The organism is Pseudomonas sp. microsymbiont 2 (genome assembly GCF_054788395.1).
Genome location: NZ_CM139112.1, coordinates 3,868,344 through 3,881,460 on the forward strand (window position 1 = coordinate 3,868,344; position 13,117 = coordinate 3,881,460).

The 13,117-nt window shown below is 64.5% G+C and carries 9 protein-coding genes; all 9 read right to left on the minus strand.

The features are described from left to right. Window positions 1–90 precede the first annotated feature (90 nt). Entirely contained in the window at window positions 91–495 is a 405-nt protein-coding gene (locus ACYUME_RS17365) for a TraR/DksA family transcriptional regulator (RefSeq protein ID WP_110738762.1), read from the minus strand. A gap of 331 nt (window positions 496–826) precedes the next feature. Then, window positions 827–1,600 (minus strand): enoyl-CoA hydratase, encoded by a 774-nt coding sequence (locus ACYUME_RS17370; RefSeq protein ID WP_014591720.1) that lies wholly within the window; start codon window positions 1,598–1,600, stop codon window positions 827–829. 13 nt (window positions 1,601–1,613) lie between these two features. Continuing rightward, window positions 1,614–2,741, minus strand: a complete 1,128-nt coding sequence (locus ACYUME_RS17375) for an acyl-CoA dehydrogenase (RefSeq protein WP_279911497.1) — start codon at window positions 2,739–2,741, stop codon at window positions 1,614–1,616. An 8-nt stretch (window positions 2,742–2,749) separates the two neighbouring features. Next, on the minus strand, window positions 2,750–3,943 hold the full coding sequence (locus ACYUME_RS17380) for an acetyl-CoA C-acyltransferase (RefSeq protein WP_460415980.1): 1,194 nt from the start codon (window positions 3,941–3,943) through the stop codon (window positions 2,750–2,752). Window positions 3,944–3,955: 12 nt separating this feature from the next. After that, complete coding sequence (locus ACYUME_RS17385) at window positions 3,956–4,723, minus strand: SDR family NAD(P)-dependent oxidoreductase (RefSeq protein WP_460415982.1); 768 nt, start codon at window positions 4,721–4,723, stop codon at window positions 3,956–3,958. Window positions 4,724–4,735: 12 nt separating this feature from the next. Then, a complete protein-coding gene (locus ACYUME_RS17390) occupies window positions 4,736–6,382 on the minus strand; it encodes an AMP-binding protein (RefSeq protein WP_460415983.1) in 1,647 nt (548 codons plus the stop codon). A gap of 88 nt (window positions 6,383–6,470) precedes the next feature. After that, window positions 6,471–11,021: an NEL-type E3 ubiquitin ligase domain-containing protein gene (locus tag ACYUME_RS17395; RefSeq protein ID WP_460415985.1), complete on the minus strand. Its 4,551-nt coding sequence runs from the start codon at window positions 11,019–11,021 to the stop codon at window positions 6,471–6,473. A gap of 40 nt (window positions 11,022–11,061) precedes the next feature. After that, window positions 11,062–12,123 (minus strand): AraC family transcriptional regulator, encoded by a 1,062-nt coding sequence (locus ACYUME_RS17400; RefSeq protein ID WP_460415987.1) that lies wholly within the window; start codon window positions 12,121–12,123, stop codon window positions 11,062–11,064. Between the two features lie 57 nt (window positions 12,124–12,180). Continuing rightward, the gene (locus ACYUME_RS17405; RefSeq protein ID WP_279887729.1) at window positions 12,181–13,044 is read right to left on the minus strand and encodes a LysR substrate-binding domain-containing protein; all 864 of its coding nucleotides are present in this window, start codon (window positions 13,042–13,044) and stop codon (window positions 12,181–12,183) included. Between the last annotated feature and the right edge of the window lie 73 nt (window positions 13,045–13,117).

Here is a 13,117-nt window from a genome sequence, read left to right on the forward strand (position 1 = left end):
CCTGAAAGCAAGGCGGTCACGCTTGATGCAAGGCAATAAAACACGAAGGCCCCAGGGATCGCTCCGTGGGGCCTTGCGCAAGGCGTCGAATCAGATCTGCCGCTGGTGGCGGTCGAGCTGCTCGTGACGCTCCTGGGCTTCGATGCAGTACTTGGTGGTCGGGCTGATCAGCAGGCGCTTCAGGCCGATCGGCTCACCGCTGTCGTCGCACCAGCCGAAACTTTCGTCGGCGATACGGTCCAGGGCCATCTCCAGCTGCGGCAGCAGGCGCTGGTCACGATCGATGGCGTTGACCAGCCAGGTGCGCTCTTCCTCGACCGACGCCACGTCAGCGGGATCCGATGGGGTATCCAGGCTTTCGATGGAATTGCGGCTGAGTTCGATGCGCTCGTGGGTTTCGACTTTCATCGCCTGCAGCAACGCGGTGAAGTACGCGAGCTGCTCGGCGTTCATGTAGTCATCGGCCGACATGGCCAGCAACTGTTCCTTGGTCATCGACTTCTCTATGAAAAATGTGCATTTGGGCGATTCAGGTGCTGCCGACGTCATATCGTCGATAGCGAAATTCTTCAAGCGCCAACCGGCACTCTTTTACAGGGGGCGGCAGTCTAAGGTGCCAGGCGACGGCGGGCAACAGAAATGACGGAGGAATTGACCGAAATGGGCAGGAATCCGCCCATTGGTGGCGTATCGCACGCTACAGGCACGCGGATCTGGCGCTGCCAGGCAATATGCCGCAACAAATACCTTGCCACGAGCGTCAGGGCGACGCTTCACCCGTTCGGCAGAACACGGTGCGGGCGCAGCCTGGCTGCGCCCTTGTCCATCAACGGTCCTTGAATTGCGCTTCGCGCTTGGCAATGAAGGCTGCCATGCCTTCTTTCTGGTCTTCGGTAGCGAACGCTGCGTGGAACACCCGGCGCTCGAAGCGCACACCCTCGCTCAAAGTGACCTCGAAGGCGCGGTTGACGCTTTCCTTGACCATCATGCTCACCGGGATCGACTTGCTGGCGATGGCCGCAGCCACTTTCAGCGCCTCTTCAACCAGTTCGGCCTGCGGCACGATGCGCGCGACCAGACCAGCGCGCTCGGCTTCCTCGGCGCCCATCAGGCGACCGGTCAGGCACAACTCCATGGCCTTGGCCTTGCCGACGGCACGAGTCAGGCGCTGGGTGCCGCCCATGCCAGGCAGCACGCCAAGATTGATCTCCGGCTGGCCGAACTTGGCGTTGTCGGCGGCCAGGATGAAGTCGCACATCATCGCCAGCTCGCAGCCACCGCCCAGGGCGAAGCCGGACACCGCGGCGATGATCGGCTTGCGCCGGTTGGCGATGCGATCGGCGTCGCTGAACAGGTCATCGACATAGATCTGCGGATATTGCAGCTCGGCCATTTCCTTGATGTCGGCGCCGGCGGCGAAGGCCTTGGCGGAACCTGTCAGCACCACGCAGCCGATGTTCGGGTCACGCTCCAACTGGTCCAGGGCCTGGTTGATCTCGCCGACGATCTGCGCGTTCAGGGCGTTGAGCGCCTGCGGGCGGTTGAGCGTGATCAGGCCGACCTTGCCGTGGATGTCCAACAGGATGGTTTCGAATGCCATGCAGACTGCTCCTTCAAAGATTGCGCGCAATGACCATGCGCTGAATGTCGCTGGTGCCTTCGTAGATCTGGCAGACCCGTACATCGCGGTAGATCCGCTCCAGCGGGAAGTCGCTCAGATAGCCATAACCGCCCAGGGTCTGCAAGGCATGCGAACAGACCTTTTCGGCCATTTCCGAGGCGAAAAGCTTGGCCATCGAGGCTTCCACCAGCGCCGGGCGCCCGGCGTCGCGCAGAGCGGCGGCGTGCAGCACCATCTGCCGAGCCACGGCGATCTGCGTCGCCATGTCGGCCAGGCGAAAAGCCACGGCCTGGTGCTCGACCAAGGGCTTGCCGAAGGTCTGTCGCTCATTGGCGTAGTCGCGGGCCACCTCGAAGGCGGCGCGGGCCATGCCCACCGACTGCGAGGCGATGCCGATACGCCCGCCTTCGAGGTTGGCCAGGGCAATCTTGTAGCCCTGCCCTTCTTCACCCAGGCGATTGGCCACTGGCACGCGCAGGTTGTCGAAGACGATCTGGCAGGTGTCGGAGGCATGCTGGCCGAGCTTGTCCTCGACCCGCGCCACCTGGTAGCCCGGCGAATCGGTGGGCACGATGAAGGCCGTGATGCCGCGCTTGCCGGCGTCCGGATCGGTGACAGCGAAAACGATCACCACCCCGGCGTTCTGCCCGGAGGTGATGAACTGCTTGCTGCCGTTGAGCACGTAGTGATCGCCATCCAGGCGAGCGCGGGTCTTCAGGCTGCTGGCGTCGGAGCCGGCCTGGGGCTCGGTCAGGGCGAAGGCACCGAGCATCGCGCCGCTGGCCAGTGGCGCCAGGAACTGCTGCTTCTGCGCCTCGCTGCCGAACTTGAGGATCGGCACGCAGCCCACCGAGTTGTGCACGCTCATGATGGTCGAGCAGGCGCCGTCACCGGCGGCGATCTCCTCCAGGGCCATGGCATAGGCCACATAGCCGGTGTCGCTGCCGCCGTACTGCTCCGGCACCAGCATGCCGAACAGGCCCAGGCCGGCCATCTCCTCGATGGCCTCCTTGGGGAAACGATGCTCCTTGTCCCATTGCTCGGCAAACGGCTTCAGGCGCTCCTGGGCGAAGTCGCGCACGGCGTCGGCGATCTGTTGTTGCTCTTCAGTTACCAGCATGTTCCACCTCAGTACAGGCACTCGACCGCCATGGCCGTCGCTTCGCCACCGCCGATGCAGATGGCCGCCACGCCGCGACGCAGGTTGTTCTGGCGCAGCGCCGACAGCAAGGTCACCAGAATGCGCGCGCCCGAGGCGCCGATCGGGTGGCCCAGGGCGCAGGCACCGCCGTGGATGTTGACCTTTTCATGGGGCAGGTCGAGGTGCTTCATGGCCGCCAGGGTAACCACGGCGAAGGCCTCGTTGATCTCGAACAGATCCACCTCGGCCAGGTTCCAGCCGGTGCGCTTGAGCAGCTTGTCGATGGCGCCGATGGGCGCGGTGGGGAACAGCGCCGGGGTGTCGGCGAAAGCCGCGTGGCCATGGATCAGCGCCAATGGCTTGAGGCCACGTTTCTCGGCCTCGGAGCGGCGCATCAGCACCAGCGCCGCGGCACCGTCGGAGATCGAACTGGAGTTGGCCGCGGTGACGGTACCGCCTTCGCGGAAGGCTGGCTTGAGCTGCGGGATCTTGTCCAGGCGTGCCTTGGGCGGCTGCTCGTCATCCTTGATGACGCGTTTCTCCTTGCCCTCGGTGACTTCGACCGGAACGATCTCGGCGGCGAAGCGACCACTCTTGATCGCCTCCTGCGCACGGGTCAGCGAAGCGATGGCGAAGGCGTCCTGGGCCTCGCGGCTGAAGTCGCCCTTCTGCGCGCAGTCCTCGGCGAAGGTGCCCATCAGGCGGCCCTTGTCGTAGGCGTCTTCCAGACCGTCCATGAACATGTGGTCGATGATCTTGCCGTGACCCATGCGGTAGCCGCCACGGGCCTTGTCCAGCAAGTACGGGGCGTTGGTCATGCTTTCCATGCCACCGGCGACGATCACCTCGGCGCTGCCGGCCAGCAGTTGATCGTGGGCCATGATCGCCGCCTGCATGCCCGAGCCACACATCTTGTTCAGGGTGGTGCAGGTGGTGTGCTTGTCCAGGCCGGCACCGAGCGCAGCCTGGCGTGCCGGTGCCTGGCCTTGCCCGGCCGGCAGCACGCAGCCGAACAGCACCTGCTCGACACTGGCGGCGTCGATACCGGCGCGCTCGACGGCGGCACGAATCGCCGCGCTGCCCAGCTGCGGCGCGGTCAGGCTCTTGAGGTCGCCCTGCAGGCCGCCCATGGGCGTGCGCACGGCGCTGACGATGACAATCGGATCGTGGTTCAGGCTCATGTTCGGTTCTCCTTACTTGGCAGCCATGCGCAGCGCACCGTCGAGGCGGATCACCTCGCCGTTGAGCATGCTGTTTTCAATGATGTGGCGGGCAAGCGCGGCATATTCCTGCGGGCGCCCCAGGCGTGGCGGAAACGGCACGCCGGCGGACAGCGAGGCGCGTACTTCGTCGGTCATGCCGGCCATCATCGGGGTCTCGAAGATGCCAGGGGCGATGGTCATCACGCGAATGCCGAAGCGCGCCAGCTCGCGGGCAGCCGGCAGGGTGAGGCTGGCGATGGCGCCCTTCGAGGCGGCATAGGCCGCCTGGCCGATCTGGCCATCGTAGGCCGCGATGGAGGCGGTATTGATGATCACGCCTCGCTCGCCACCCTCGTCGGCCTGGCCTTCGGCCATCGCCGCGGCAGCCAGGCGCAACAGGTTGAAGCTGCCGATCAGGTTGACGTTGATGACCTTGGCGAAGCTGCCCAGGGCGTGCGGGCCATTCCTGCCCAGGACCTTCTCGGCGCCGACGATGCCGGCGCAGTTGACCAGCCCGTGCAGGCGGCCGAAGGCGCCGACGGCGGCATCGACCGCCGCCTGGGCGGCCTGTTCGTCGCTGATGTCGGCTACCGCGAAGCGAGCATTGGCACCCAGTTCGGTGGCCTTGGCCTCGACGGCGGCGGCGTTCAGGTCGACCAGCATGACCTTGGCGCCGGCTTCGATGAGCATTTGCGCGGTGGCGGCGCCCAGGCCCGAGGCCGCGCCGCTGACGATGAAGTGCTTGTTGCTGATGTGCATGTCGGTCTTCCTTCAGGCGCCCGCAGCGATCGGCTGCGCGGCTTGTTGTCGGGCGATTTCCTGGTTGCGCAGGATGAAGCGTTGCAGCTTGCCGCTCGGGGTCTTGGGCAGCTCGCCGACGAATTCGATTTCACGTGGGTAGGCGTGGGCATAGAGACGCTGACGCACGTGCTGGCGCAGCGTCTCCTCCAGCTCGGGACCGCCATCGAAGCCCTGGGCCAGGACCACGAAGGCTTTGATCAGCTCGGTGCGCTCGGGGTCGGGCTTACCGATCACAGCAGCCTCGATCACCGCCGGATGCTCGATGAGCGCGCTTTCCACATCGAACGGTCCGACTCGGTAGCCAGAGGTGGTGATCACATCGTCGCTGCGACCGACGAAACTGATGCTGCCGTCCTGGTTGAGCTCGACGGTGTCGCCGGAGAGGTAGTACTTGCCGACGAAGGCCTTGGTCGGCAGCTCGTGATAACCAGCGAACCAGCACAGCGGCGACTGCTCGCGATCCACCGCGAGGATGCCGGGCTGGCCGGCAGGCAGTTCGTTGCCCTGCTCGTCCACCACGACGATGCGATGGCCGGGGATGGCAAAGCCCGCCGAGCCCAGGTGCACCGGGTGCGCCAGCGCATGGTGATTGCACAGCACCATGCCCAGCTCGGTCTGGCCGTAGTGGTCATGGATGGTCACCCCAAGCTCGTCGGCGAACCAACGGATCACCTCGGGATTGAGCGGTTCGCCGGCACTGCTGACCACCCGCAGGCGCCCCTTGATCGGTGCCGAGAATGCGCTGCCTGCCGCGATCAGCAGACGATAGGCCGTCGGCGAGCCCGCCAGGTTGGTGATACCCAGCTTGTCGATGACCCGCGCGCAGCTTTCGACGCTGAACGAGCCGTCGTAGAAGGTGGTGGCGTGCCCCAGGGACAGTGGCCCGGTCACCGCGTAGTAGAGGCCATAGGCCCAGCCGGGATCGGCCAGGTTCCAGAAGCGGTCATCCGGACGCAGGCCAATGGCATCACGCATGTAGCCCTGAAACGCGACGATCGCGCGCAGCGGTACTTCCAACGGTTTGGCGGGGCCTGTGGTGCCCGAGGTGAACATCAACAGGAAGGGATCATCGCCGGTTCGCATCACCGGCTCGCAAGTACGGGCGGCTGCTTCGAGGCGGCGATGAAAGTCCGCTTCGCCTTCGGCGGCGCCGACCGTGATGATGAAGGGACAACCCGCCACCTCATCGAGCTTGGGTCGGTTGTTGCGGTCGGTGACCACCACCTTGGCATGGGACTGCTCGAGGCGGTGCTCGATGGCCTTGGGCCCGAAGGCGGTGAACAGCGGCTGGTACACCGCGCCCAGGCGCCAGGTAGCGAGAATGGTCACCAGCAGTTCGGGCGTGCGCGGCATGAGTCCGGCGACCCGGTCACCGGCCTCGACGCCCTGGGCCTTGAGCACATTGGCAAAGCGTGCGGCCAAGTCCTGCAGTTGATCGAAGGTGTAGCGTCCACCGTTGCCATCCCGGCCTTCCCAGATCAGGGCGGGCTTGTCGGTGCCAGCGTGGCGGTCGCAGCACTCGACACAGGCATTGAGGGCCTCGAGGTTGCCATGCAGCGCCGCGGCAGCGGCCCGGGCATGGTCGAACGAGCGAGCGGCCTCGGCGTAATCGCGCATCGTCAGACTCCTGCTTTCTTATTGTTGGAGTACACATCGGTCTGACGATGTTCGCGCCGGTCAGCTCATCCGGCAATGGCCAAAGCTGTCAATCGGGCTGAGCGGATTCGACCGTCGCGACCGGCTCGACCGGCTCGACCGGCTCGAGCGGCTGCCTGGCGGCTTGCATATTCTGGGCTTCGTGGGCGAACTGGATCGTCACGGCATGTTCCTCCTGCTCGCGCCTGACCTTGAGCACACGCCAGCGACGATCGTACTCGGCGCTGCTCAGGCTTTTGTCTTCGTCGAGCTTCGTGCCTTCTGCGCCGAAGCGCTCGAGTATCTCGGTGAACACCGCCGGGTGCCGTGCTTCCACATACTTGCGCCAGAACTCACGCCCCGCAAGGCTCTTCGCCAGCACCTCGTCCGTCTCGCCTGCCTTTACCGCCGCCAATGCCGCCTGCTTGAGAGTGCCGGTGACGCCCGCCAACGACACGAACTGCATGTTCCTTGGCTGCCCTGGCAAATCCAGTTCCTTGGTCAGCGCGATGCGATAGCCGATCACCACTTCGAGCACATCGACGTATGCGCCCCCCACCGCTCTTCGCGCGGCCTCATCCCTGGCCAGCAAGTCCACTTGCTCCAGCCGGAACAGCTGCCGGCCCAACTTGAGCAGTTCTTCCCCGCCCTTGCCGGTTGCAGCCTTCGTCGTGGCTTGGTGCACCATCCTCTGGATCAATAATCCGCTGAATCGATCAGCGATCCTGTCGACGCACTCGCCTGGCTCGCTGGAGTTGGCGAAGATCAGCTCACGCAAGGTCGCGTCGCCGTCGATGGCCTGCAACAACTCCCACAACTGGCCGGCGAGGTATTCGCCGGCAGAGCCGAAGTCCGCCGTTTCGGTGAGTGCGCTCAGCAAACGGAACAACTCACGACTGTCCTCCATGCCTTCCAGGCGCTCCCACAGGGCCCTGCTGCTTCCTCGCTCGGCCTCGGGCGCAAGCGCAATCCAGCGCTCCTTGGCAGACGCCGGGTTGAGTTCGTGGACAATTTCCGCTCCATGGTTGTGAACGGGGTCCATCCAATAGAGTTCTCGGCGCATCTGCGATGACATCGGGTTGAAGTCCGTGCGCAGCCGGTACCTGAAGTCCGCGGGCATCCTCAGCACCTCGTTGGGAACCGTCTGGATCTGGTTGCCACTGAGGTCGGCAAACGACAGGAAAGCGCAGTTTTGCAATCCGGCAGGCATCGCCTGCAACCGGCAGCGGCTCACGTACAGGCGCCGCAATTGCGTCGCCTCATTGAAACGCAGGTTCAGTACGCGAATCGGGTTATGGCTGAGGTCGATTGTCCGTAGACGGGACATTTCCGAAAGCAGCTGCTCATCCGCCGCGTCCATTTCGATGCGATTGCCCGAAACCCGCAGTTCAATCAGGTTCTCGCACTGTGCGATGCTTGGCGGCAGAGCGATCAGCTGGTTGTTGCTCACATTCAGGAAACGCAAGCCATCGAAACACCGCAGGAATCTGCCGGGGACTTCCCGCAGCTCCATTCGGCACATCACCAGGTTAGTGATGTGCGTGAGGTCGACCTGTTCCGGCAGTGTTGGCAGCGCCTGAATTCGGCAGTTGCTCAGGTCGAGCACCCTGCCTTGCACCCCTCCCTCCCTGTTGTAGATCACCTCACTTTCATAGCGCCACGCCTCACGCAAGCGCCTGGCCACGATGCCACGCAATGCCGGTGATGCCGACGGCGAATGCGCTTGCGCCCATCCACGCAGTGCGTTGTCGAGCAAGTTGTAATTGTTCTCCTCGAACAACAACGCTTGCAGGGGGCCCCTGCCCAGTGGATCACGTTGCAATTGCGCGACCTTGCTCTCGACCTGCGCATCGTCGAAGACCGGATAAAGTGCGCGAATGCGCTCTCTGAGGATGCGGACGCCATTGCGCGTGGCGTTTCTCGAGGATCGCCCGCCGAGCGGGTAACCGACCCGGCCGTCGGGCAACCTTTTTCCGGGGTTGAACCATGGCGTGGACGCCTGCATGTCAAGCAACGGGTACCAATCGCTGCGTTTTGCCGGCAATGCCTTGATCAACGCCAGGCGCAACGATTGCGCAGGGTCGCTCGGGTCGAGCTTGAGCGCGCTGCGCTGGTCCGCGTCGAGCGCGGCGACGATCGCCTGGAAGAGCCCCCCCGGCGCGGCCACCTCGAGGTCACGCTCGCTGCCTTGCGCGTCATACAAGCGGAACTCACCATTACGTCGGGTGAGCACGATTCTCGCGTCGCTCGCCACCGCCGGATTGGTGATCGCCAGCATCCGACCATCCTGCGCGCGCAGCTCGAGGCCGACACGGGTCGGCCACATCGGCAGATTTCTGAGCAGTTGCATGACAAGGAGGCCAGCATCCTCGCAATAAACACTGTTCAGGTACAGAACCTCCACTGCCCGGTTCAGCCGCGCCAGCTGTAACAGCGAACGTGCCCGAGTGGCGACCGTGTACGGCACGCGTGCCTCGACCCTGGCCACCTGCTCGACCACCGCGTCGCCATCTCTCACCGCTTCCTCGGCATACGCATCGGGCAAGCCGGGGAAATCCCGTTTTACCAGTGCGAACAACGAATTGGTCGGGTGAGCGATGCGCGTCAGATGCTCAAGAAGCATCCCCTGCAATTCACCTTGCCGATCGGCGAGCCACGCCGCTGCGTCAGTCGCATCCACGGTCTGCATACCTGGCCGGGTACGGCACCACGCCAGCACCTCGGCATCCTCCAGCGTCGCGTTCGGGGCCTTCGCGGCCTCGAACACAGCAGTAATTCTCGCATCGGCCTCGAATCGACGCAGCGTGTCACGCAGATTGACCGGCGCGGGCCGGTTCTGTACCAGCACACCGCGCAGCTCGTCCTGGTCGACGCCCGCCACCGTCAGGATCTGCTCGGTACGCTCCACGTCCAGCGGCGACTGATGAGGCCACAGGCGATTGAGCATGGCGCAGCTATCATCCCATTCCTGCGGACGCTCCAGGCAGATGCGCCAACAACGTTCGCCGTTATGCTCGACCCTCGGCGCGAACGCCGCCTGGTCTTCGGGGTGGCACAGGCGCCATGGCTGCTCAGGGGCCGCCTGCCGTACTTCGTAGTAACGCTGGTCCACGCGCAACCAGTGTCGGCTACGGGACGCATAGAGGCCGTTTTCCTGCAGCACCGGCTGCTCGGGCGTCGACTCGTAGACGCTCAAATCGTGGTTCCACAGCCGTTGCTTGCCACCGTCGAGCTCGACGGGTTCCAGCGCATCGACGAAAGCGCTGCCGGCGAAACCGCGCGCGACCAACGCCGCACCGGTTGCCGTCACCGCCGTCACCGCGACCGTCTTGGCCACTTCGATCATATGATCCAGGGCCTCGTGCTGATGGCCCTGCCGCCAGTCCCGCACCCCGGCATAGACCTCACCAAGGGTGTCCATCAGCAGCTTGCCGAGCAGCACCACGCCAATGGCAGGTACCGCCATGCCCGCGACACCCAGCAAACCCAGGCCGATTTCCTCCCAACGCTTGATGCGGCGCTCGGCGGCCTGGTGATCGGCATCGGCGGCGGAGACCAACATCAGCCTGCCATCAGCCCTGAGTCGCGCCACCTGGCTGCGCGCCAGCAAGGCGAACACATTGTCCGGCGCGGCAATGCTGTCCAGATCGAGGTCGGTCACATCGTCGGACAACCGCTTGCTCAAGGTTGCGAGAAAGCCTGGCTGATCGTTCAGACGCACCAAACCACGTACATTGCCCTTGTAGTCTTGGGCGTGCAACGCCACTGCCAGGTACTGGGTCAGCAGGCCGAATGATTCGAAGCGGCGTAGCGGCCGCTCATGATCGAACGGCAGATACAGCAGCACACCAGCCTCATTGTCGTTGTGATCGTACAGTTGGATCAGCAGGGCGTTGACCAGCGTGCAATCGAGCATGCGCAACTGCCCGGCGCTGGCGCGCAGCGGCGCCCCCGATGGGCTGGGCAAGTCGTTGCTCAGGCACTGTAGTGCGGTGTGCTGCTGCTCGGTCAGATGACCTTGCATGAGCGCCTGTTGGCAGGCCAGGGCAAATCCGCTGCGCTGGTGAGTGGCCAGCAGCGCCAGCGTCGTCGCGCTGAGCTGCCGGTCCAGCAGGTCCTGGTATTGCCTGCCGGCATCCAATGCCCGACAACGCGCGGCAAAGTCATCGGCGTCGCCGGACAGCACCGTGGTGCTGCCAGGCTGTACCACGCCACTGCCATCGAAGAACCGCGCCCCTTGGGCGAACCCCTGCATCAGGCGTAAAAGCGCGGGAAAACGCACTTCCCGCTGCTCGTAGTAAGGCGTGCTGATCACCGTCGAGATACTTCGCCGGATATCCAGCCACTGCAGGGCCTTGACGTCATGCCCCCCTTTGTCGAGACCATCCAGAAGCGGTTTGAACACCTGTTCGGCGAATTGCTGTGGCGACAACAGTCCAATGGTGGCCTGGGACAATTGCCGAGCGCTGATATCGTGAGCCTTGAGACAATCGCGCAAGGCATCGAGTTGCTCCGCCTTGGCCTCCTTAAGCCAATCAGGCAGTTGCGCCTTGATGAAGTCGTCCGTGAGCGCGTGTGGCGTGATAGCCGCTGGTGATTGGGGCGTTGTAGTCGCTGACATGAAAATAGCATCCTGCTGTTTTGAGGGCGCTCGACACTAGTCAGCTCGACGCCCCCATCCCAGAGGGAAGCGACCCCGGCCGATGCAGCGTCTCGCCCTGGACAATCAGGTTGCGGTAATGACCCGGGTTGCAGCCGAACCACTTGCGAAACGCCTTGTAGAACGAGCTGGCATCGGCGAAGCCCAGGCGTTGCGCGACATCGCCAAGGCCAAGCCCTGCCTCTGCCAACCAGGCGATCGCCAACTCCCGACGCAGGCTGTCCTTGATGCCTTGGTAACTGTGCCCTTCCTCGGACAAGCGCCGCCGCAAAGTTGCCACCGACATGCACAGGTTCTGCGCCACCGTCTGTGCATCTGGCCACGCGCCTGGCTCGATCTCCAGCAATGTCCTACGGATGCGCAGAGCCAAACTGCCGGGATCACGGTACTTGACCAGGATGTTGCCCGGCGCTTCGGCCAGGAACCGCTGCAACTCCTGCGGCGTACGCCGGATCGGCAGGGCCAGGCAATCGGCGGCGATGATCATGCGCGTGCGTGGGCGCTCGAACGTCAGGTTCTGCGAGAACATGACCCGGTAATCGTCACAGAACGGCGGCTCTGCGCAACGCAGTTCGATGGCCAGGATCGGAATCCGCCGGCCGGCCAGCCAGCACGCGACGCCATGCACGATCATCCAGAAGGTGAAGTAGGTGAACGCGCGTCGCGGCTGCTCGCGCGGCTCGTTGATGACGATCTCTGCCAGGCTCTGCTGGCGGACCAGGCTCGGTTGCAGGTCTTCGAGCATCAGCGCCAGAAACCCCAGCACGACCTCCAGACCCGCGCCAAGGGTGGGCTGCGCCATGCTCGCCCGACACATGAAGGCCAGGCTGCCGCTGCGCAGGCCGCGCGGATCCATGGCGAAGAACTCGTCGTTGCAACGACGCGCCAACAGGCGCCAGAGCCGGGCATAGGCCTCGGCGCTGACCCGCGCCTCGGGCAGGTCGAGCTGACCGATCTCGATGCCCGCCCGGGCCAGCAAGCCGACATCGGGCTGGCCTGCCGGGCAACTCTGCAACAGCGCTTCACGCACCAGTTGCATGGAAATGGTGTCTTTCTCGCTCATCGACGGTCCAGTCGGCTGTGTGCCGGCCATCTTAGGCCGCCGCGCTCGAAACAGCCATCACGCGGCAGCCGCCAGGCCGAGAAATGCCTGGATCAGGCGCAAGTCACGGCGCCGTTCCAGGCAGCCGACCATGTGCTGATTGACCAGACCCGAACCACTCAGCGGACGCGCCACCACTCTCGGGTCATGGGCCACCTCGGTGGACGACACCACGCCGATGCCCAGCTCCGCCGCCACCGCCTCGGTAACCGCCTCGCGACTGTCCAGCTCCAGCAACACCCTTGGCTGCACCCCTTGCTCGACACAGGCCTTGTCGAAAGTCCGGCGGGTGGTCGAGCTGGGCTCGCGCAGCACCATGATCTGCTTGTCCAGCTCGGCCAGCGGCAAGTCCGCCTCGCCAGCCGCCCAGGCGTGCCCCGCCGGCAGCAAAGCGCATAGACGCGACTGGCACAGGCTCTGCAGGTGCAGTCCCTTGCGCGGTTCGATCTCGGTCAGCACTGCTACGTCGGCATGTTCCGACAGCAATGCGGCCAAGGTTTCCTGGGCGTTGCCCAGCCGCAGGTTGACAGTGATGCCGGGGTAGCGTTCGCGTAACTGCGCCAGCATCGGCATGACCCGGTGCGGTCCATCGGCGGCCACCTCCAGGCGCCCGGTCAGCAACTGACGGTTGGCCTCGAGCATCGCCTGGGCCTCCTCGGCCAGGCCGAACATGGCCCGGGTGATGGCCGCCAGGCGCGTACCCTCTTCGGTCAACTCCACCCGCCTGGCGGTTCTGCGCAGCAAGGTGATCTGGTAGTGCTCCTCCAGCGCCTTCACATGCCCGGTCACCGCGGGCTGGCTGATGAACAGACGCTCGGCGGCACGAGTGAAGCTGCCCTCACGGGCCACGGCATCGAAAGCACGGAGCTGGAACAGATTCATATCTATCGGCCTTACTTATGGCTGGCATATCTACAAACAATTTGATTGATGAGTCAGCGAATTGCAACCTAGC

Coding starts and splice junctions, on each gene's coding strand:
- ACYUME_RS17365 (WP_110738762.1), bottom strand. CDS start 495: ATGACCAAGGAACAGTTGCTGGCCATGTCGGCCGATGACTACATGAAC.
- ACYUME_RS17370 (WP_014591720.1), bottom strand. CDS start 1,600: ATGGCATTCGAAACCATCCTGTTGGACATCCACGGCAAGGTCGGCCTG.
- ACYUME_RS17375 (WP_279911497.1), bottom strand. CDS start 2,741: ATGCTGGTAACTGAAGAGCAACAACAGATCGCCGACGCCGTGCGCGAC.
- ACYUME_RS17380 (WP_460415980.1), bottom strand. CDS start 3,943: ATGAGCCTGAACCACGATCCGATTGTCATCGTCAGCGCCGTGCGCACG.
- ACYUME_RS17385 (WP_460415982.1), bottom strand. CDS start 4,723: ATGCACATCAGCAACAAGCACTTCATCGTCAGCGGCGCGGCCTCGGGC.
- ACYUME_RS17390 (WP_460415983.1), bottom strand. CDS start 6,382: ATGCGCGATTACGCCGAGGCCGCTCGCTCGTTCGACCATGCCCGGGCC.
- ACYUME_RS17395 (WP_460415985.1), bottom strand. CDS start 11,021: ATGTCAGCGACTACAACGCCCCAATCACCAGCGGCTATCACGCCACAC.
- ACYUME_RS17400 (WP_460415987.1), bottom strand. CDS start 12,123: ATGAGCGAGAAAGACACCATTTCCATGCAACTGGTGCGTGAAGCGCTG.
- ACYUME_RS17405 (WP_279887729.1), bottom strand. CDS start 13,044: ATGAATCTGTTCCAGCTCCGTGCTTTCGATGCCGTGGCCCGTGAGGGC.